Origin of the sequence: Selenomonas sp. oral taxon 920 (assembly GCF_001717585.1) — a bacterium.
In the GTDB taxonomy this organism is placed as follows: Bacteria; Bacillota; Negativicutes; order Selenomonadales; family Selenomonadaceae; genus Centipeda.
The window spans coordinates 2270001-2289797 of the sequence record NZ_CP017042.1; the positions used below are offsets into that span (position 1 = coordinate 2270001).

General features: G+C 58.6%; 13 protein-coding genes. 11 read left to right on the top strand and 2 right to left on the bottom strand.

The annotated features are described in order from the left end of the window. The first annotated feature begins 143 nt into the window (after window positions 1-143). On the top strand, window positions 144-1436 hold the full coding sequence (gene clpX / locus BCS37_RS10880; protein ID WP_069181423.1) for an ATP-dependent Clp protease ATP-binding subunit ClpX: 1293 nt from the start codon (window positions 144-146) through the stop codon (window positions 1434-1436). A 376-nt stretch (window positions 1437-1812) separates the two neighbouring features. Here the strand turns inward: clpX and BCS37_RS10885 are convergent, their stop codons facing one another. Beyond that, window positions 1813-2565 (bottom strand): nucleoside/nucleotide kinase family protein, encoded by a 753-nt coding sequence (locus BCS37_RS10885; protein WP_237142711.1) that lies wholly within the window; start codon window positions 2563-2565, stop codon window positions 1813-1815. Window positions 2566-2653: 88 nt separating this feature from the next. After that, window positions 2654-4918 carry an anaerobic ribonucleoside triphosphate reductase gene (locus BCS37_RS10890; protein WP_069181424.1) on the bottom strand — a complete coding sequence of 755 codons (2265 nt, stop codon included), beginning with the start codon at window positions 4916-4918 and terminating at the stop codon, window positions 2654-2656. Between the two features lie 159 nt (window positions 4919-5077). Here BCS37_RS10890 and trpS point away from each other — a divergent pair, with 159 nt between their 5' ends. From trpS to aepY, 10 genes are all read left to right on the top strand, one after another. Beyond that, window positions 5078-6088 (top strand): tryptophan--tRNA ligase, encoded by a 1011-nt coding sequence (trpS, locus tag BCS37_RS10895; RefSeq protein WP_069181425.1) that lies wholly within the window; start codon window positions 5078-5080, stop codon window positions 6086-6088. After that, window positions 6088-6807, top strand: coding sequence for a phosphocholine cytidylyltransferase family protein (locus tag BCS37_RS10900; protein WP_069181426.1), 720 nt, complete (start codon window positions 6088-6090; stop codon window positions 6805-6807). Before trpS ends, BCS37_RS10900 begins: the two co-directional genes overlap by 1 nt. 98 nt (window positions 6808-6905) lie before the next feature. Beyond that, on the top strand, window positions 6906-8201 hold the full coding sequence (aepX, locus tag BCS37_RS10905; RefSeq protein WP_069181427.1) for a phosphoenolpyruvate mutase: 1296 nt from the start codon (window positions 6906-6908) through the stop codon (window positions 8199-8201). After that, entirely contained in the window at window positions 8201-8908 is a 708-nt protein-coding gene (locus BCS37_RS10910; protein ID WP_069181428.1) for a class I SAM-dependent methyltransferase, read from the top strand. The genes aepX and BCS37_RS10910 overlap by 1 nt, the downstream gene beginning before the upstream one ends. A gap of 3 nt (window positions 8909-8911) precedes the next feature. Further along, window positions 8912-10006 (top strand): 2-aminoethylphosphonate aminotransferase, encoded by a 1095-nt coding sequence (locus BCS37_RS10915; RefSeq protein WP_069181429.1) that lies wholly within the window; start codon window positions 8912-8914, stop codon window positions 10004-10006. Between the two features lie 25 nt (window positions 10007-10031). Beyond that, window positions 10032-12191, top strand: coding sequence for a sulfatase-like hydrolase/transferase (locus tag BCS37_RS10920; RefSeq protein ID WP_069181430.1), 2160 nt, complete (start codon window positions 10032-10034; stop codon window positions 12189-12191). 27 nt (window positions 12192-12218) lie between these two features. After that, window positions 12219-14324 (top strand): sulfatase-like hydrolase/transferase, encoded by a 2106-nt coding sequence (locus tag BCS37_RS10925; protein ID WP_069181431.1) that lies wholly within the window; start codon window positions 12219-12221, stop codon window positions 14322-14324. 17 nt (window positions 14325-14341) lie between these two features. Beyond that, on the top strand, window positions 14342-16444 hold the full coding sequence (locus BCS37_RS10930; protein WP_069181432.1) for a sulfatase-like hydrolase/transferase: 2103 nt from the start codon (window positions 14342-14344) through the stop codon (window positions 16442-16444). Further along, window positions 16444-18612 carry a sulfatase-like hydrolase/transferase gene (locus tag BCS37_RS10935; RefSeq protein ID WP_069181433.1) on the top strand — a complete coding sequence of 723 codons (2169 nt, stop codon included), beginning with the start codon at window positions 16444-16446 and terminating at the stop codon, window positions 18610-18612. The genes BCS37_RS10930 and BCS37_RS10935 overlap by 1 nt, the downstream gene beginning before the upstream one ends. Continuing rightward, the gene (aepY, locus tag BCS37_RS10940; RefSeq protein WP_069181434.1) at window positions 18609-19721 is read left to right on the top strand and encodes a phosphonopyruvate decarboxylase; all 1113 of its coding nucleotides are present in this window, start codon (window positions 18609-18611) and stop codon (window positions 19719-19721) included. The genes BCS37_RS10935 and aepY overlap by 4 nt, the downstream gene beginning before the upstream one ends. The last annotated feature ends 76 nt before the right edge of the window (window positions 19722-19797 follow it).

Here is a 19797-nt window from a genome sequence, read left to right on the forward strand (position 1 = left end):
TCGTCAACTGCTCTCATTATATCATCCTGCGGTGCGAATGCAAGCGCCCCCATTCCTTCCTTATAATATTCTTGTTTCTTTCACGTTCCTGTGTTATTCTATGGTAGAATTTATCTGTAAAATCTTCCTGAAAGGAATTTGAAATGTCGAAAAATCCGGTGAAGCATCAGTGCAGCTTTTGCAAGCGCATCATCGATGTCCGCGACCAATACGATATGCCGATCTACGATCCGAATACGGGCTTTGCAATCTGCAAGGACTGTGTGCGCGAGATCAACCGCTTCCTCGATGAGCACGATGCCTCCGTCTCCTCCGAGGAACGGAGCTCATTCCGTATGCAGCTTGACGACGTGCTCGAGAAGACACGACCGCATCTCATCAAGAAATATTTGGATACGTACATTATCAAGCAGGATCGTGCGAAAAAAATTCTCGCGGTTGCAGTCTACAACCACTACAAGCGCATGAAGTACGGCTACGAGAGTACGGGTGAGGACACAGAGATCGAGAAGTCGAACGTCATCATGCTCGGTCCCTCGGGCTGCGGCAAGACGGCGCTGCTCTCCCACCTCTCGAAGCTGCTCGATGTGCCGTTCGCGGTGACGGACGCATCAAGTCTGACAGAGGCGGGCTTCGTCGGCGCGGATGTCGAGGTCGCCGTACGCAATCTCTACTACGCGGCGGACAAGGACGTGGAGAAGGCGGAGCACGGCATCATCTATCTCGACGAGTTCGACAAGATCGCGCGCAAGTCGGGCGCGAACAACTCCATCACTGCCGACCCCGGCCATGAAGGCGTGCAGCAGGCACTGCTGAAGATGCTCGAGGGCAGCGTCGTGGAGTTCACGGCACGCGGGCAGCGCAAGCACCCCGAGGCACCGACGATCAAGGTGGACACGAAGAACATTCTCTTCATCGTCGGCGGTGCATTCGTCGGCATCGAGAAGACGATTGCAAAACGTCTGCGCAAAGACAACGTTGCCATTGGCTTCGGTGCAGAGGTGCGCGGCAAGGAGCTCGAAAAGGAGTTTGACACGCTGATCCACCAAGTAACGCCCGAGGATCTGATGCAGTACGGCATCATCCCCGAGATCATCGGTCGCCTGCCCGTGATCTGCACGCTTGAGACACTCGACGAGGACGCACTCCTGCGGATTCTCACAGAGCCCATCAACGCGCCCGTGCGTCAGTACGAAAAGCTGCTCGCGATGGACGGCGTCGAGCTCATCTTTACCGAGGACGCCCTGCGCGCGGTCGCAAAGAAGGCGATTGAACGCAAGACCGGCGCACGCAGCCTGAAGGGCATCATCGAGGAGGTTATGCTCGACGTGATGTTCGACATCCCGCGCGAGAGTGCGCCGCGCCGCGTCACCGTGACGCAGGAGTGCATCACCGAGGGGGCTGCCCCCGTGATTGAGAATGCGGCGGCAGGCTAAATCAGGGTTGAAAAAAACTAAAAAGCGTGCTATAGTATTTATAGAAGTCATGGAGTGTCATGGACAACCCATAAAAAAGAGCGCCCTGCGGCTGGTTACCGCAGGGCGCTCTTTTGCGGTTGGTTAGACCGCATCAACTGCCTGCCACATGAGATGCTCTCCGCTACCACCTCAACAGTCGAAGGATCAGCGCCCCCAGGATACTTCCCAAAATACTGATCAGGAGAGATACGACAAAGTCATAGAACATCATGAGACACCCTCCCTTCCTTGCTGGATTGGCTTGGTTAGGGCCGTGGCAGCTTCAGTATATCACAACGGACGACAAAACTCCCACTGCGCCTGGTAAACGCAGTGGGAGTTTTCATATGGAAATTTATACCCGCACGAAGTCGCCGTCCGCTTCCATGCGCCAGACCTCGTCCGCCGCACCTGCATGTGCGGCAAAGCGTTCGACGTTGCGGGCATCACTCGCCTCGCAGAAGGCAGTCGCCTCCGCCTCGGAGAGTCCCCCCTGCACCTTGCGGGCGATGAGACGATCCCGCAGGAACGCGGCGGGTGCGTCGATACGGACGGAATAGTCGGCGAGGGGACGGAGGCCTCTCCACGGCTCCTCATCCAAGAGCAGCCAGTTGCCCTCGATGAGGAGGATGGGCGCGTCCACGGTCAGTGCATCGGGTACAACATCGTGAATGCGGCGGTCATAGACGGGGAAGAGTGTCCGCCCGTTCTTCGCCGCACACAGTTTTGCTGCGAGCGCAGGCACGTCGAACGTCTCGGGCGCGCCCTTGATGGATTTCAGTGGTATCTCCACACCGTCGCGCAGGATGGTATGTGTCTCCAGATAACGGTTCGGATAGTGGAAGCCGTCCATACCGAGCGCCTGCATCTGCGTGAGGTCAGCGTGCTCCCGCACGAGCCGCTCCAAAAATTGCAGGAGTGTAGATTTCCCCGTCGCAGGCGGTGCAGCGAGAAAGGCGATGACCCGCCGTCCCGCACGCCGCTGCATCTGCGTGAGGCGGCGCAGGAGCGGCAGAAAGAGATGTTCCACCGTATCTATATTGTAGCGGATGTGCTGCGGCAGTCCGTTGACCGTCATCGCGCAGCTTTGCCATCGCTTTTCATGCACTGCAATCCCACCTTTATTTGTTATTGTAGCAGAAAAAAGAGTGCACCTCAAACGCGATGTTTGTGGTACACTCTCCGTCTGTTTCTTTTTAGTCCTTCATGCGCGGCACGGTCATGGTGCCGAAGGAGCTCTCCTTGCGGTGGCAGTGCGGGCACTCGTTCTCGATCAGTCCCGTGTAGCCGCAGACGGGGTCACGGTCAACGGGATGATTGATGGAGAAGTAGCCCATGTCCGCGTCGTGCATGGCGCGGACGACCTTCTCGAACGCCTTGACGTTCTTCGAGGGATCCCCGTCCATCTCGATGTAGGCGATGTGCCCCGCGTTCTCAAGCGCGTGGTACGGCGCCTCGATGCGGATCTTGTCGTACGCGCTGATGTCGTAGTAGACGGGCACATGGCTCGAGTTCGTCATGTAGGAGCGGTCGGTGACCCCGGGGATGATGCCGTACGCCTTTTTGTTCGCACGCTGGAACTGCCCCGCCGTGCTCTCCGCCGGCGTGCCGAACGTCGTCCAGTTGCGTTGTTCCGCCTCGGTGTACGCGTCCGTGCGCTCTCTGAGATGTCCGACAATCTTGAGCCCGAGTTCCTGCGACTCGGGACTCTCGCCGTGGTGCTTGCCCGTGAGTGCGACCAGACACTCGGCAAGCCCGCAGAAGCCGATGGAGTACGAGGCATGCTTGAGGAGATCCTTGATGGAGTCGACGGGAGCCGCCTTCTCGCTGTCCATCCAAACCCCCTGCCCCATGAGGAACGGATAGTTGTAGACGTGCTTGTCCTCGATGATTTTCAGGCGGTCGAGCAGGTAGTCGTGGCAGAGATCAATGTAGTGATCGTAGAGTTTCCAGAACTCGTCAAGATCCCCCTTCGCCTCCAGAGCAAGCTTCGGCAGGTTGATCGTTGTAAAGGAGAAGTTGCCGCGGCTGCCCGACTGCTCAGGGCCGTTGACGTTGCTCATGACGCGCGTGCGGCAGCCCATGGTCGCAACGCAGCTGTTGTAGTCGCCGGGTTTGTAGTACTGGAGGTTGTACGGCGCGTCGATGTTGACATAGTTCGGAAAGAGACGGCGTGCGCTGACGCGGCAGGACTCGATAAAGAGGTCGTAGTTCGGATCCTCGGGGTTGTAGTTGACGCCTGCCTTCAGCTGGAACACGGAGATTGGGAAGATCGCCGTCTCGCCGTTGCCGAGCCCCTGCCAGATGGCACTGAGCACCTCGCGGGTGACGAGTCGCCCTTCGGGCGAGGTGTCCAGTCCGTAGTTGATGGAGCTGAACGGCACCTGCGCACCCGCGCGCGAGTGGAGGGTGTTGAAGTTGTGAATGAGCGCCTCCATCGCCTGATGTGTCTCCTCCTCGACGCTCTCGCACGCGAGTTGATAGACGGTGCGCGCGTCTGCTTCGAGTTCCTGCGCGACGGGTGTCTCGAACGCCGCGCTGTAGACGGCGTGCAGGGCTCGTGAGAGTTCGGCTCGCGCCCGCTCTGCGCGTTCGTCGTCCTGCCTTTCCGCATAGACACAGACGGCGAAGTCCAGTTCGTGACGCAGTGCCTTCTTGAACGCCTCGTGGGTGAAATGTCCGCGGCCAAGGCGGTAGAGCAGCGCCTTCCACGCCTCCTCCACAATCGCCTTGCGAAACGACTTCTTTACTCCGTCCGCCATGGCATAGTCGAATGCGTTGATGCTCTGCCCGCCGAACATATCGTTCTGGTTCGACTGGATCGCAATGCACGCGAGGCTCGCGTACGCGCGAATGGAGTTCGGCTCGCGCAGGAAGCCGTGCCCCGTGGAGAAGCCGCCGCGGAACAGCTTCAGCAGATCGATCTGGCAGCAGTTGAACGTGATGAGCGAGAAGTCCTTGTCGTGGATGTGGATGAAGTTCTCGCGGTCGGCGACGGCGTAACGCTCCTCCAGGACGTAGTTGTCGACGAAGTGTTTCGCGCCCTCCGCGCCGAGCTTCAGCATGATGCCCATGGACGCGTCCGTGTTGATGTTCGCGTTGTCGCGCTTGAGGTCGGAGTCGACGGCATCCGCGAAGAAGATGTCGCGGTAGCTCGCCATCAGGTGTTTCTGTGCAAGGCGCCGCTGTGCATGCCGCTGACGGTAGGTGATGTAGCGGCGTGCGATGTCGTGGAAGCCGTGCACGAGCAGCTGCTTTTCGACGAGATCCTGGATCTCCTCGACGCTGATCTGCGCGCGGTCGCCAAACGCCGCCTCGACGGCGCTTGTCACCTCGTCGATCTCGATGCCCGTCATCGGGTGGACATACTCCTTGCTCGCCGCTGCGATCGCGTTGCGGATCTTCGCGCGGTCATAGGGGACGGCGTGGCCTGCACGCTTCGTTACGGTCGTTACTGTCATAAATGTGCTCCTTATACTATATCTTGTGGTTCGTTCTTGATCGTACGGAAGATATTGTAACAGAGAGAAGGAATGTTGGCAAGATTTTTTTGTGGCTTTGCTTATCTTTCTCTCATGGTATATAATGGAGAAACATTCTACAACAAAGGAAGGAACGTCATGAACGAAAAGGACGCAGTCACCTCCCGCCGCAAGATTATCCTGAGCGGCATTCAGCCCACCGGCACATTCACCCTCGGCAACTATCTCGGGGCAGTGAAAAACTGGCGGCACCTGCAGGAGGAGTATGACTGCTATTATTTTGTCGCCGATCTCCACGCACTGACGGTGTACCACGATCCCGCCGCACGGCGTAAGGCGAGCCGCGCGGCGTTTGCGCTGCTGCTCGCGTGCGGGCTTGACCCCGAGGAGAGCCTCGTCTTTATCCAGAGCCATGTACCCGCGCACGCGCAGATGGGGTGGATGCTGTCCTGCCTCAGCCCGTTCGGCGATCTCTCGCGCATGACGCAGTTCAAGGACAAGTCGGCGAAGCACCCCGAGGACATCAACGCGGGGCTCTTTACCTACCCCGCCCTCATGGCGGGTGACATCCTGCTCTATCAGGCGGACTATGTGCCTGTCGGTGCGGATCAGACGCAGCACCTTGAGTTTACGCGGAACATCGCAGCGCGGTTCAACCACGTCTACGGCGAGACGTTCCGCCTGCCCGAGGGCTATTTCCCTAAGGCGGGTGCACGCGTCATGAGTCTCGCGGAGCCGACGGCGAAGATGAGCAAGTCGGACGAGAATGCAAAGGCGACGATCTACATCCTTGACGACGAGAATACGATCCTGAGAAAATTCAAGTCCGCCGTGACGGACAGCGAGGCGGAGGTTGCATTCCGCGAAGGAAAAGACGGCATCAACAATCTGATGACGATCTACTCCGCCGTGACAGGCAAATCGCTCGATGAAATTACGGCGGAGTTCGCGGGCAGGGGCTACGGCGACTTCAAGACGGCGGTCGGCACGGTGGTCGCGGACGAACTGCGTCCGATCCGCGAGAATTACGCGCGGCTGATGGAGGACAAGGCGTATCTCGACGCGGAGGTCGCAAAGGGCGCGGAGCGTGCCGCGCACATCGCGGAGAAGACACTGCGGAAAACCATGCGCAAGATGGGGCTGTGCTGATGGGTACACACCGTGTAAGACGCGCCGTCATTCTCGCGGCGGGGCGCGGCTCGCGCCTCGCACCGCTGACGGACCATATGCCGAAACCGCTCGTGCCCGTGAGCGGCACGCCGATCATTGCGACAATTTTAGATGCGCTTAATGCGGCGGGGATTTCGTCGATTACTATTGTGCGGGGGTATTGCGGCGCGGCATTCGACACGCTCCGCACAAAGTACCCTCACCTGCAGTTTGTCGACAATCCCGACTGGGAGACGGCGAACAACATCTCGTCCATCGCACTCGCGGGACGTGCGGGGCTGCTCGCAGACAGCTACGTGATCGAGGGCGATCTCTACGTTGCCAATCCTGCCGTCATTACGCCCACACAGGAGCGTTCGAACTACATCGCATTCCCCGTCGCAGAGGCGGACGACTGGTGCTTCGACTCGGACGCGGCGGGCAGGATCACACATATTGACACCGAAAGTGATCACCCCTGCCATCAGATGCTCGGGCTGTCCTACTGGACGGCGGCGGACGGGGAGCGGCTCGCCGCATGTGCAAATGCGCTCTACGCCGAGGAACAGTATCGTCAGCTCTACTGGGACGAGATCATGCTGAAATATCATCCGCGCGAATGCGACGTGTATATCAGGGAATGCACGCGCGCGGACGTGTGGGAGATTGACACGGTGGAGGAGCTGCGGGAGCTTGAGGCGCGGATAAAGAGGGGCTGAGTGTCCAGCTTGGCGGAGTGCCCGATGCGAACGCCTCGCCAAGTCACAGATATACGATCCTCCAGCGCAAAAGATAGAGATAGAGGGAGAAGGAATCTATGAAACATGTTTACACTTGCTTCTGCACCGACATCATCCACGCGGGACACCGCAACCTCCTGCGTGCGGCGGCAGAGCTGGGCGAGGTCACGGTCGGCGTGCTCTCCGATCCGGAGATGGTTCGCTACAACCGCTTTCCGACCAAGACGCTCGCCGAGCGCATGGAGATGATCCGCGCACTGCCCGAGGTCACACAGGTTATCGTGCAGGAGCACATCATGTACGACGAGGTCATTGATCGCCTGCGCCCCAACTACGTCGTGCACGGGAGCAACTGGGCGCAGGGACCCGAGTCGTCGATCCGCAAGAACGTGCTCGCCGCACTCGCGCGTTACGGCGGCGAGCTGATCGAGCCGCCCTATACGGAGAATGCCGAGGTGCGCAAGATCGACTGGCAGATGCGTGAGCAGCTCGCGATGCCTGAGGCACGGCGCGGACGGCTGCGCCGCCTCCTCGAGATCGTCCCCATCGTAAAGACCATCGAGGTGCACAACGGACTCACGGGGCTGATTGCCGAAAAGACAGTCGTCGAGAACGACGGCGGGCTTGACCAGTTCGACGCAATGTGGGTCTCAAGCCTCTGTGATTCGACCTCGCGCGGCAAACCAGACATTGAGCTGGTCGACCTCTCCGACCGCATCCAGACCATCAACGAGGTCATGGAGGTCACAACGAAGCCCATCATCCTCGACATGGACACGGGCGGCACGGCGGAGCATTTCGCCTACAACGTCCGCACGCTGGAGCGCATCGGAGTCTCTGCCGTCATCATCGAGGACAAGACGGGCGCAAAGCGCAACTCCCTCTTCGGTACAGAGGTCGCGCAGACACAGGACACGATCGAGAACTTCTCCGAGAAGATCGCCGCAGGCAAGGCGGCACAGCGCACGGAGGAGTTCATGATCATCGCACGCATCGAGAGCCTGATCCTCGAAAAGGGGCTGGACGACGCGCTGGAACGCGCGGAGGGATACGTCGCGGCAGGCGCGGACGGCATCATGATCCACTCGCGCGCGAAGTCTCCCGACGAGGTCATCGCGTTCTGCGACGCATTCCGCGCAAAACATCCGAACGTCCCGATCGTCGCCGTCCCCTCCTCCTACAACACAATCACGGAAGCGGAGCTCGCGGCACACGGCGTGCGCATCGTCATCTACGCGAACCAACTCACGCGTGCGGCATTCCCCGCCATGGAGGGCGCGGCACGTTCCATTCTCACGCACCACCGCGCACACGAGATCGACAGTGCGCTGCTGCCGATCAAGGACATCATCCGGCTGATCGAGGTAGTATAGTGAGCAATGAATGGAAAGCCGTCTGGAACCGGCGGCAGGCGGCAGACGATGCCCTCATGGGCGATTGGCAGGATGTCTTTCTCGAACTGAAGCGCCTCAACGGCTTCGATGTCGTGGACGGAGGCATTCCGCTGGACTCGCTTCTGATGCAGGGGCGGCGCATCAAAGAGCTGCTGCATCTCAAAGATGGTATGAGCGTCTATGATGTCGGCTGCGGCGCTGGGGCCAATCTCTACCTCATGCAGCGCGACGGCATTGCGGTCGGCGGCACGGACTATGCTGCCCCTCTTGTCGAAACAGCACGTAAAGTGCTCCCCGATGCGCGTGAACTCACCTGCGGTGAGGCAGATGCGTTCGACACGGCGCTCAAATACGATGCGGCTCTCTCGAACAGCGTCTTTTCCTATTTCCCAAGCGAGGAATTCGCAGAGCGCGTCCTCACTCGTATGCTCGAAAAAACGACCGGTGCCATCGGTCTCATTGACCTGCACGATGCGGACAAAGAAGAAGACTTCCTCGCCTATCGCCGTGCGACAATCCCCGACTATGACGAACGCTACAAGGGGCTCAGAAAGTTCTTTTACTGCCGCGCGTTCTTCGAGGACTTCGCACGCGCGCACGATCTTAACATCAACTTCCCCGCCATCGAGATGGAGGACTACTGGAACACACCGTTTGTATTCAATGTATTTATGTATCGGAAGTAAGCTATGAACATCAAACGCAACATTCTCCTCAACCCCGGTCCCGCGACAACGACCGATACGGTCAAGGCGGCACAGCTCGTCCCCGACATCTGCCCGCGCGAGCGCGAATTCGGCGAGCTCATGCGGGAGCTTGGCACAGATCTACTAAAGGTCGTCCACGCAAATGAAACGGAGTGGACGACCGTCCTTTTCTGCGGCTCGGGTACGATCTGCATGGATGCGTGTGTCAGCTCGCTCGTCCCTGCGGAGGGGAAGCTCCTCATCGTCAACAACGGCGCATACTCCGCACGTGCAGCAGAGATGGCGCGCGCCTACAGCGTGCCGCATATCGACCTGAAGTTTCCGATTGACGGGCAGCCCAATCTCGCCGAGGTCGAGCGCATGCTCATCGAGCATCCTGACATCACTGCCGTCTACACAACCCATCAGGAGACAGGCACGGGCATTCTAAACCCCGTGCAGGAGATCGGCGCACTCGCCCACGCATACGGGGCCGTCATGATCGCGGACACAATCTCAACGTATGCCATGATTCCATTCAGCGTTGATGAAATGAACATTGACGTGTGTATGTCCTCGGCACAAAAGGGCATTCAGGGCATGACGGGGCTGTCCTTTGTCCTCGCGAAAAAATCCGTGCTCGCGGCAGCAAAGGCGTATCCCGTGCGCTCGTACTACACGAATCTCGTCATGCAGTACGAGGGGTTCGAGCAGACGGGCGAGATGCGCTTTACCCCGCCCGTGCAGACGGTCTATGCGGCAAGGCGTGCGCTCACGGAGTACTTTGCCGAGGGCGAAACGAAAAAATGGGCACGCCATACGCGCACGATCAACGCCATCCACGAGGGACTTGCAGAGCTTGGGCTGAAGGAAGCCATCCCGCGCGCGATCCAGTCGGGACTCGTGGTCGCCGTGGAATATCCATCGGCAGACTTTGATTTCATGCGCGTACACGACTACTGCTATGAGCGCGGCTACACCATCTACCCCGGTAAGATGCAAACCTCGGCGACGTTCCGCCTCTGCGCCCTCGGCGCCATTGATGAGGCAGACATCCGAGGCTTTTTCCGCGTATTTAAGGAAGCACTGAGGGCGTAACTGATTGCAAAGGGGACAGGGAGAAATGCAGGACGATTTCACGGTATTCTGGAAAAACAACGACCGCGCCCGTACTCTCTTTTACGACCTCCTCGCACGCTCGGAGCGCAGGGCATACGATGATGATTTTCTGGCACAGCTCGCTGCCTATCGGGAGGCTGCACCAGACTCGGAGCGCGCGGACATCTTCGCCGCGCAGTACCTCCTCCATCACGGCGACGCTGAGAACGCCGCGCTCTGCGGGGAACGCGCCTTTCAAAAGCGGCCCCTGAATCTCGAGGTGTGGCGCGTGCTCGCCGCCGCCTACAAGCAGCTCGGGCGGGAGCTCGATGCTGTCACGATGCAGGGCTACGCCTACGGGCTCTATCGAGGTGCGGACACGGGGGGAATCGACCTCGATCTCAGTCTGACCGAGGAAATTCAAAACGAAGCCTTGGGCCGACTGACGCTCGCCACGGGAAAGAGCCTGAACGCCCCGACCTCAACCAGCCGCGCCTATCTGATGAACCCGGGGCTCGGGTTCCGCTTTGACGTATTCATCGGTGAGGAGATTCCCATAACGATGCCACAGGGCAGCGCACGCTTTTGGAGTGCCGCCTATGCAGAGAACACGGGGCTGTCCGATCACAGCTATATGCTCACTGAGGCACGGCATACTGCATGGTTCACACGCTACGGCCACCGCGACTTCTTCTTTGACCTGCAAAAGGCAAGCGAGGTGCGCGGCACAACCGAGATCGCGCTTCCCGCCGGACGGGAGGCAATTGTCCCCTTGGCGGGCACGGTCCCCGACCAACGAATCTCTGTCACAACGCCCTCCATGGGGACACGGGATATCTATCTCGGCAAGTGGGCGTTCAGCTTCTTTCGTCTGAACGAGACCACACAGCTGTATGCCGATGCACAGGATGCCTATGCCGTCGGCACCCCGATCCTGCTCGAACACAGCCCCGTGCGGCGCAAGCTCGTCCTGAATATTTTCGTCGACGCTCTATCCTGGGCGGTCGTTCGTCCCTACGCCGCGACCCATCTGCCAAACATCTCCAAATTCTTCGCACGCGGCACAATCTTCGATCAGCATTTCTCGACCTCAGAGCACACCCTCTCGGCATTCCCTGCCATTGAGACCGGCTGCTATCCCCATCATACACATATCTTCAACGTAAATGCCGGACGCGAGCTGCCCGCAGAGATGACCACCACAGCCGAGCACATGAAGGCACTCGGCTACTACTGTGCCATCCCGATGGGGGCCGATCAGGGGCTCTCTCAAGGCGTTATGCGCGGCTATGACCGCGCGGTGCTCTCCACATGGATTCAGAATTCGGTCGATGGCGTGGACCACGTCCTGCGCCAGCTCAAAGCCTTCGACGAGGTCGATCAGTTCCTCTTTCTTGCGGTCAATGACATACACCCGTATGACGGTCTCGGCTATAAATTCGACACCAACGTTGAGACCCATCTCCCGCTCGCCGACCGCTTCTTTGACCACACAGAGCGTACGGCAAGCGTCTTTTTGACCAATATGCGCATCTATCAGGAGCAGTATCTGGAACGCGTGCGTCAGGTGGATCACAACATCGGCATTCTCCTCACCTACCTGGAGGAGAACTTTGCCGCCGACGAGTACATTGTCAGCCTCTACTCGGATCACGGTGTTCCCATATTCAACAAGGAAACCTCGGACAAGCTGGACATTATCAGCACATACGTCTCAAACGCGACATGGATGATGCGCGGCACGGGCGTGCCCGTGGGTGTGCGTACAAATGAACTGACGAGCATTGTCGATATCCAGCGGACGCTCGCCCATCTGTGCGGCTTCTCCGTCGCCGCGTGCAGTGACGGCAATCTCCCCGCCGTATTCGGCGGCAGGGAGCGCGATGTGGTCTGCTCCACGTCTCAGTTCCCGGGGCAGACATTCAAGCTTGCTGTCCGCACGCGCGATCATGCGCTGCGCCTTGAGACGCAGGAGTTCGTCGACGAGGACGGGCGTGTGGACCTTGCAGGAGCAACGGTCGGCATCTATCCGCGCGAACACGAGCTTGAGGAAGGCTATCGGCTCGACTCCGAGGAGCTGCGTGCGTTCTTCTACCCGCGCGCACGGGACTTCGTGCGCGCGATCGCAAGCAACGGTGAACACTGGCCCGCGATGCGTGCAGCTCGCCCGCAGTGGTTCGGATAACTTTGAACGAGGGAAAGGGAACGTAACGTGACGGACGATTTCAGCGTATTTTGGCAAAACAACGATACTGCCGCCGCACTCTTTTACGATCTCCTCGCACGCTCGGAACGCGGAGCATATGATGATGATTTTCTTGCTGCACTTGCTGCCTATCGGGAGGCAGGAACGAACCCAGCCCATGCAGACATCTTTGCTGCGCAGTACCTCCTGCATCACGGCGATACCGAGAATGCGCGCCTCTGCGCTGAGCGAGCCTATGCGCTTCGCCCTGTGCACAACGAGACATGGAGGCTGCTTGCTGTCATACATTCAGCGCTGGGGGATGCTCTGAATGCTTCGATTTTTAATGCCTATCTCCATCGCTTTAAGCAGACAGCGATACCCTCCACCCTGCCGCATGCGGATGCGGCGGCACTTGCCCGTCTCACACGTGCAATGATTGGCTGCATTGACGCACCTCTTGCAAAGAGGCGCGCCGTCATCGAAAACGATACGCTGACCTTCCATCCAGATGTCTTTGTCGGGGAGTACCTTCCCGTCACGGTGCCGGAGGGAAGCGCCCCGTTCTGGGTCGGAACTTATGCCGACGGCGGCTTTCTCTCGGATCGCGGATATATGATTGCGGATGCCCGTACAAAGGATTGGTTCCAAGACAATATCTGCCGCGATTTCCCCTTTGACCTGCAGAAGGCGCAGGAGGTACGCGGCGCCGTACAGATCGATGTGCCGGAAGGACGTGAGGCACTCCTCCCTATTGCCGGAACACAGCCCGTGCAGGAACTGATTGTCAGCACGCCGTCGCACGCAGATCAGCTTGCCTACCTCGGCAAATGGTCGTACAGCTATATACGGCTCTCCGAACCGACGACGCTGACATGCGAGGAGGATGCGCCATTTGCCGCAGGTACGCCAATCCTCCTCGGACACGGCACACATCGCCATAAGCTCGTGCTGAATATTCTCGTCGATGCGCTCCCGTGGAATGTTGTACGCGGTCACTTTGCCGAATGGATGCCGCATATCGCTCGCTTCTTTGCACGTGGAACAGTTTTTGATGCACATTTCTCCACATCGGAGTACACCTATCCCGCCCTGCCCGCTATCGAGACGGGACGCTTCCCGCATCACACGCAGTTCTTTCAAGGTGAGGCAAGTCATGAGCTCTCGCCTGCATTCCTGACGCTTGCCGAGTGCATGAAGGATCTCGGCTACTACACCTCCGCCCCCATATTAGCGACAGACGGCATCTATAACGGTACGATGCGCGGTTACGATCGGCTGATTTCGACGGTATGGCAACAACCCTCCCGCCTCGGTGCAGAACGAACAATCCATCACATCGAGGCATTCGGCGAGGCGGATCTCTTCACCTTCCTCCATCTTTCCGATGTGCATCCGTGGGATGCGATGGCGTTCAACTTTGCGACCGAGGTGGAGACGCGCCTGCCGCTTGCGCACCGTCTCTTTGCGTGGGAGAAGGAGACGGCGAGTGTACGTCTGCCGGACTTTGAGATCTACAAGGCGCAGTTCCGCGCAGGTCTCAGAGATGTTGACCGCAATATCGGCATGCTTCTCTCCTATATCGAGAGTCACTATGCGGACGATGAATATATTGTCAGCCTCTACTCCGATCATGGCAGTTCGGTCTTTACTCCGCGCGTGGAGGGCACGGAGCTCGATGTCATCGGAGAGAACTCAACAATGGCTGCGTGGATGATGCGCGGCGCGGGTGTCCCGGAAGGGGTTGTCACGAATGAACTGACAAGCATCGTGGATCTTTATCCAACGCTGGGTACTCTGTGCGGTTTTCCCGTCGCTGGGGATATCGACGGGAATCTGCCCGCCATCTTCGGCGGCAGGGAGCGCGATACAGTATGCTCCTACTCTCAATTTCCAGGACAGACATTCAAGCTCGCCGTGCGCACAGCGACACATGCCCTGCGCCTTGAGACGAAAGGCTTTACGGAAACGGATGGGACCGTGGATTTTGCAGGAGCAGCTGTCGGCATTTATCCGCGCGGACATGAGCTCGAGAAAGACCATGCGGCCGACAGCGCAGAGCTGCGCTCATTCTTCTATCCGCGTGCACGGGACCTCGTACGGGAGATTGCAAACAATGGGGAACGTTTTTAATCACGAGGAGGCGTGTCATGAGCAGCAACTTCACCGTATTTCACCAAAACAACAAACACGCCGCTGAGCTCTTTTACGATCTTCTTGCACGTGCAGAGGCTGATGCCTACGATGATGATTTCCTCACATTGCTCGCTGCCTATCGGGAGGAAGAGGATAGTGAACGCGCGGATATCTTTGCTGCAGAATATCTGCTTGCGAACGGTGATGCAGAGAATGCCATCCTTTGCGGCGAGCGCGCCTTTCACCGCCGTCCCGTCGAGCCGCGGATCTGGTCTGTGCTGTCGCGCGCCTATGCGGCTGCCCGCCGCTATGCGGATGCGCTCGTCATGCAGGGATATCCGCTGAACTTCTTCCATATGCCCATCTCTCTCGATGTCCCCTCCTCTGTATTGACGAAGGAAGTCCTCGACCGCCTCTCGCGTGCGACAGGCAAGGCAAACTATGCCCCCTATGCACTCAGCCGTATGCACTTTTCACCAGAGTCAGGATTGACGGCAGAGTCCACAGTCTTCTTCGAGGAGTTCCTTCCTGTCTCGCATCATATTGCACCACACTACTATGTCGGGGCGTATACAGAGCAGGAGATCCATGGCAATAAGCGCTGGCTGATGCATACGATTGCCCACGCGGATGGACTGGCGGGCAATGTCGGCGGGGATTTTACCTTCGACATCATGCGCGGTACACGCGCGCCAAAAGAAGCAACCATCTCGATTGAAGCAGGTACCGAGGCGATTGTCCCCATCTTTGGAACTGCAAACGAGCAGGTCCTCACTGCAAAAACAGAAGCAGCAGATGACTGCATTTGGCTGAATTCCGCAACGCCAAATTTTTTCCGTCTGAACGAAGATACTCAGTTCTCGTCGGCAGAGGACTTTATCGTCGGCACGCCGATCCGTCTCGAACACAGCCCTGCACGAAAGAAACTCGTCGTGAACATCCTCGTGGATGCCCTGCCGTGGCAGGTGCTTCGCTCGTCATTTGCCAAACATATGCCTGAGACTGCGCGCTTCTTTGCACGCGGTACGATTTTTGACCAGCATTTCTCTGTACTCGAGTACACCTATCCCTCACTTCCCACAATCGAAACAGGAATGTACCCCCAACATTCGGGTGTATTCAGTGAGTGGGCAGCGATCGAACTGAACGAGGACTATATCACCATTGCTGAGCGTGCGCGTGATGCAGGCTACACAACAACGAGCCTTATGGGCGACGGTATCGGCATCTACAACGGAGTGACGCGCGGGTACGACCGTCTCGTTGTTTCGCCCTACCGCCTCCATGCCTATGAAGGTGTGGAGCGCACGATCCGCTATCTGGATGGATGTCACGAGGCGGATCACTTTATCTTCCTGCACTTCGGCGATGTGCACCCGTGGGGCGGCGAAATATTCCAAATTTCCTCCTCTGCGCAAATGCAGCTGCCGCTTGCGGGACGTCTCTCCGGCTCAAAGGAGAAGGTTACGAGTCCATACCTGCGTCCAAGCGCATTTTACCAAACCGCATTCTGGCAGGCGATACACGATACGGATCGTGCGCTCGGTGCACTCTTCGCCTATATTGAGAAGCATTATGCTCCTGAGGACTATCTCGTCAGCCTGTACTCGGATCACGGTGTGCCGATCTTCAGCCCGACACATTATATCGTGGACGCTCAATTAACGGGCGCAGCGTGGATGATGCGCGGCGCAGGGGTGCCGGAGGGCATTGTTGCGGATGAGTTGACGAGTGCCGTGGACATCTATCCGTCACTTGCCCATTTGCTTAGGTTTCCGGTCGGCGACAATGTGGACGGTGTCCTGCCGCAGCTCTTCGGCGGCACAGGACGCGAGATCGCCTACAGCAATTCCCTCTTCCCGCGCAAGCACTATCATCTTGCAGCGCGTGCACAATACTATACATTCTGTCTCGAGACAATGGATGTCGTCTCGCTCAGCGGTACTGCCGATCTTGAACGAACAAAGGCGGGGATTTATCCTCGTGCACATGAAGGTATTGCAGGGCATGAGGTGGACAGCCCTGAACTGCGCGCATTTTTCTACCCGCGTGTGCGGGAATTCCTAAAGTGTATTGGGAATAACGGGGAAATGTTCCCTCTGCCGGAGGAAATATAATGATGCACGACTGCACGGTATTCTGGCAGAGCAATGAACGCGCCTGCCAGCTCTTTTACGCTCTGCTCGCACGTGCAGAGCGCGGGGAATACGATGATGGTTTTCTTGCTGCTCTCGCCTCCTATCGGAAGGAGTCTCCGGATGCCGAAAATGCGGATATCTTCGCCGCGCGCTATCTCCTGCATCATGACGACACTGCGGCAGCTCTTGTCTGTGCAGAGCGAGCCTATCGCCGCCGTCCGGTACACTATGAGATATGGACGCTGCTCGCGGAGATCTACACCTGCCTCGGGCGTACGCTGGATGCCCTCACAATGTATGGCTATGCCTACGGGCTGCATTTTGCCCCCGATATCCCCATAGAGCTTACCGTCCGCGGCGGAACGGAGGGACTGAATCGGCTCTCCGTCGCGGCGGGGTTCGGGACGGGTGCGCCGATGACACAGAGCCGTGCAGCGCTCGATGAGGGGGGCGGGCTTCGCTTTGACCTCGATGCCTTTGTCGGCGAACATCTGCCGCTAACGCCTCCTGCGGGAAGTGTACGTCACTGGGTCGGTACCTATGTCGAGAACGCCTTTCTCTCTGACAAGAGTGCGCTCATCGAGGAGGTGCGCCACACCGGGGTATTCGTCGACAAGATGCAGCGCGACTTCCCCTTTCAGCTGCAAAAGGCGCAGACGGTATGCGGTGCGGCAACAATCGAAATTCCGCAGGGGACGGAGGTCATCCTCCCCATTGCGGGTACGAAAAACCTACAGGAACTCACAGTAAAAACCGAGACCCTTCCCCCCGCAACGGCATATCTCGGAAAATGGGCGTTCAGTCACTTCCGGCTCTCGGAGACGACACATCTCAAAGCGGCGGACGATTCCCCATATGTTGTTGGCTTGCCAATTCGTCTCGGTCACAGCCCCATGCGGCATAGACTCGTGCTGAACATCCTCGTTGACGGGCTTTCATGGAATGTGGCACGCGCCCGCTTCCCCGACTGTATGCCGAATATTGCACGCTTCTTTGCGCGCGGCGTGATCTTCGATCAGCATTTCTCCACGTCGGAGTGCACTTATCCCGCACTCCCCGTCATTGAGACGGGACGCTATCCGCATCACACACAGGTCTTTCACGAACGCGACAGCCACGAGCTCCCACCGGACTTTATGACGCTCTCGGAGTGTATGTCGGATCTCGGCTACTATGCTGCAGCACCGATGGGCGCAAGCGACAGCGTCTACTGCGGCGCACTGCGCGGCTACGACATGCTGAACGTGAGTGCGTGGAAGCTCCCGTCTGCGGAGATGGTTGATCGCGCGATCATGCAGATCGAGGCGTTTCGCGAGACAGATCAGTTTCTCTATCTGCATACGACCGACGTACACCCGTGGAATGCAAAAGGCTTCAAGTTCCATCCATCGGTGGAGACACAACTGCCGCTCTCTGATCGTCTCTTTGAACTCGACGAGAGCATCGCAAGTGTCCGTCTGCCGAAACTCGCGATCTATCAGGAACAGTTCTGGCGGAGTCTCCGCCATGCAGACCGCAGCATCGGCTGTCTGCTCTCCTATGTCGAGGAGCATTTCGCGGCAGATGAGTATATCGTGAATCTCTACTCCGATCACGGAAACTCGGTATTTTCTGCACCGACAAACGGTGTGATCGATGTTATTGGTGAAAATTCGACGCGTGCCGTCTGGATGATGCGCGGCGCAGGAATTCCTGAGGGGATCGTTACAGATGAGCTGACGAGTATTGCGGACATCTATCCGACCTTGGGCCATTTGACAGGATTCCCCGTCGCCGAGGACATCGACGGCAATCTGCCCGCCGTCTTTGGTGGCAGACAACGCGATGCCGCGATCAGCATGTCTATGTTCCCTGGGCAGACATACAAACTCGCCGTGCGCACGCATACACATACGCTGCGCCTCGAGACAGCAGGCCCACTCAATGAGAATGGAACAGCAAACTTCGCCGATGCCAAGGTCGCCATCTATCCGCGCGCCCATGAACTTGAACACGGATACGAACGGGACAGCGAGGAGATGCGCGCCTTCTTCTACCCGCGTGCACGTAAAATTGTACAAGTGCTTGCAAACAACGGTGAGATCTGGCCGGAGATGCACGCGGCAAGGCCAGAGTGGTTTGGAAAGGACAAAAAGGAGCACCTATGAACGTAAGCGAACTCATCTCTGCGCTTGGCGCGGAGTTCTTTGCGGGCGTGCCGGACTCGAAGCTGCGCCCGCTCGTGGACTATCTGATGGACACGTACGGGGCGAACAGCCCCGCGCATATGATTGCGGCAAACGAGGGCAGTGCGGCAGCGCTTGCGGCAGGTTATCACCTTGCGACGGGAAAGACGCCGCTCGTCTATCTCCAAAACAGCGGGCTCGGCAACATTGTCAACCCTCTGCTCTCCCTGCTGCACGAGGAGGTCTACGGAATTCCCTGCATCTTTGTCATCGGCTGGCGCGGCGAGCCCGATCTGCATGACGAGCCGCAGCATCTCGTGCAGGGGCGGCTGAGTCTGCCGCTGCTGGAAACGATGGGCGTGCATACGATCGTGCTCACGCGCGACACGACACCCGCCAAGATTGCGGCATGGATGGAACAGCAGACCTCACACCGTGAGCGCGGCGGACAGTGCGCGCTCCTCGTGCGGGACGGTGCACTCTCGTATCCAAAGCGCACGTATGCAAACAACTATGCCCTGCGCCGCGAGGAGGCAATCGCACGCATTCTGGATACAGCAGGGGATGCCGTCATTGTTGCAACCACAGGCAAGACGGGGCGCGAGCTCTTCGAGCTGCGCGCGACGCGCGGCGAGGATCACGCACATGACTTTCTCACGGTCGGCTCGATGGGGCATGCCTCCGCGCTCGCGCTCGGCATCGCCATCCACCGCCCGAATCGCCGCGTTATCGCGCTCGACGGCGACGGTGCGGCGCTCATGCACATGGGCGCCATGGCGACCATCGGCGCAGCTGCCCCGCCCAACCTCATGCACATCCTCCTCAACAACGAGGCACACGAGAGCGTCGGCGGCGCACCGACGGCGGCGAGCAGCATCAGTTTCCCCGCCATCGCCGAAAATCTCGGCTATCATGTGCTGCCGACGGCACAGACGGCGGATGAACTCACGCATGCCCTCCTGCAGCTGCACGATGCGCGCGCCCTCACCTTTCTCGAGGTGCGCACCGCCGTCGGCTCCCGCGCGGACTTGGGACGTCCGACAACGACGCCGCACGAGAATAAAGAAGCACTGATGGAAACGCTGCGGTAAGCGCCAAAAGGCTGGAGAGGACTGCCCTTGCTCTCCAGCCTTTTCATATCTGCCGCACTGCTCTGCACCTGAAAAA

What these genes read in the sequence shown, in the direction of transcription:
- BCS37_RS10900 (WP_069181426.1), top strand. Translation starts at nt 6,088, where the DNA reads ATGGGTACACACCGTGTAAGACGCGCCGTCATTCTCGCGGCGGGGCGC.
- BCS37_RS10890 (WP_069181424.1), bottom strand. Translation starts at nt 4,918, where the DNA reads ATGACAGTAACGACCGTAACGAAGCGTGCAGGCCACGCCGTCCCCTAT.
- BCS37_RS10935 (WP_069181433.1), top strand. Translation starts at nt 16,444, where the DNA reads ATGATGCACGACTGCACGGTATTCTGGCAGAGCAATGAACGCGCCTGC.
- aepX (WP_069181427.1), top strand. Translation starts at nt 6,906, where the DNA reads ATGAAACATGTTTACACTTGCTTCTGCACCGACATCATCCACGCGGGA.
- BCS37_RS10930 (WP_069181432.1), top strand. Translation starts at nt 14,342, where the DNA reads ATGAGCAGCAACTTCACCGTATTTCACCAAAACAACAAACACGCCGCT.
- aepY (WP_069181434.1), top strand. Translation starts at nt 18,609, where the DNA reads ATGAACGTAAGCGAACTCATCTCTGCGCTTGGCGCGGAGTTCTTTGCG.
- clpX (WP_069181423.1), top strand. Translation starts at nt 144, where the DNA reads ATGTCGAAAAATCCGGTGAAGCATCAGTGCAGCTTTTGCAAGCGCATC.
- BCS37_RS10915 (WP_069181429.1), top strand. Translation starts at nt 8,912, where the DNA reads ATGAACATCAAACGCAACATTCTCCTCAACCCCGGTCCCGCGACAACG.
- trpS (WP_069181425.1), top strand. Translation starts at nt 5,078, where the DNA reads ATGAACGAAAAGGACGCAGTCACCTCCCGCCGCAAGATTATCCTGAGC.
- BCS37_RS10920 (WP_069181430.1), top strand. Translation starts at nt 10,032, where the DNA reads ATGCAGGACGATTTCACGGTATTCTGGAAAAACAACGACCGCGCCCGT.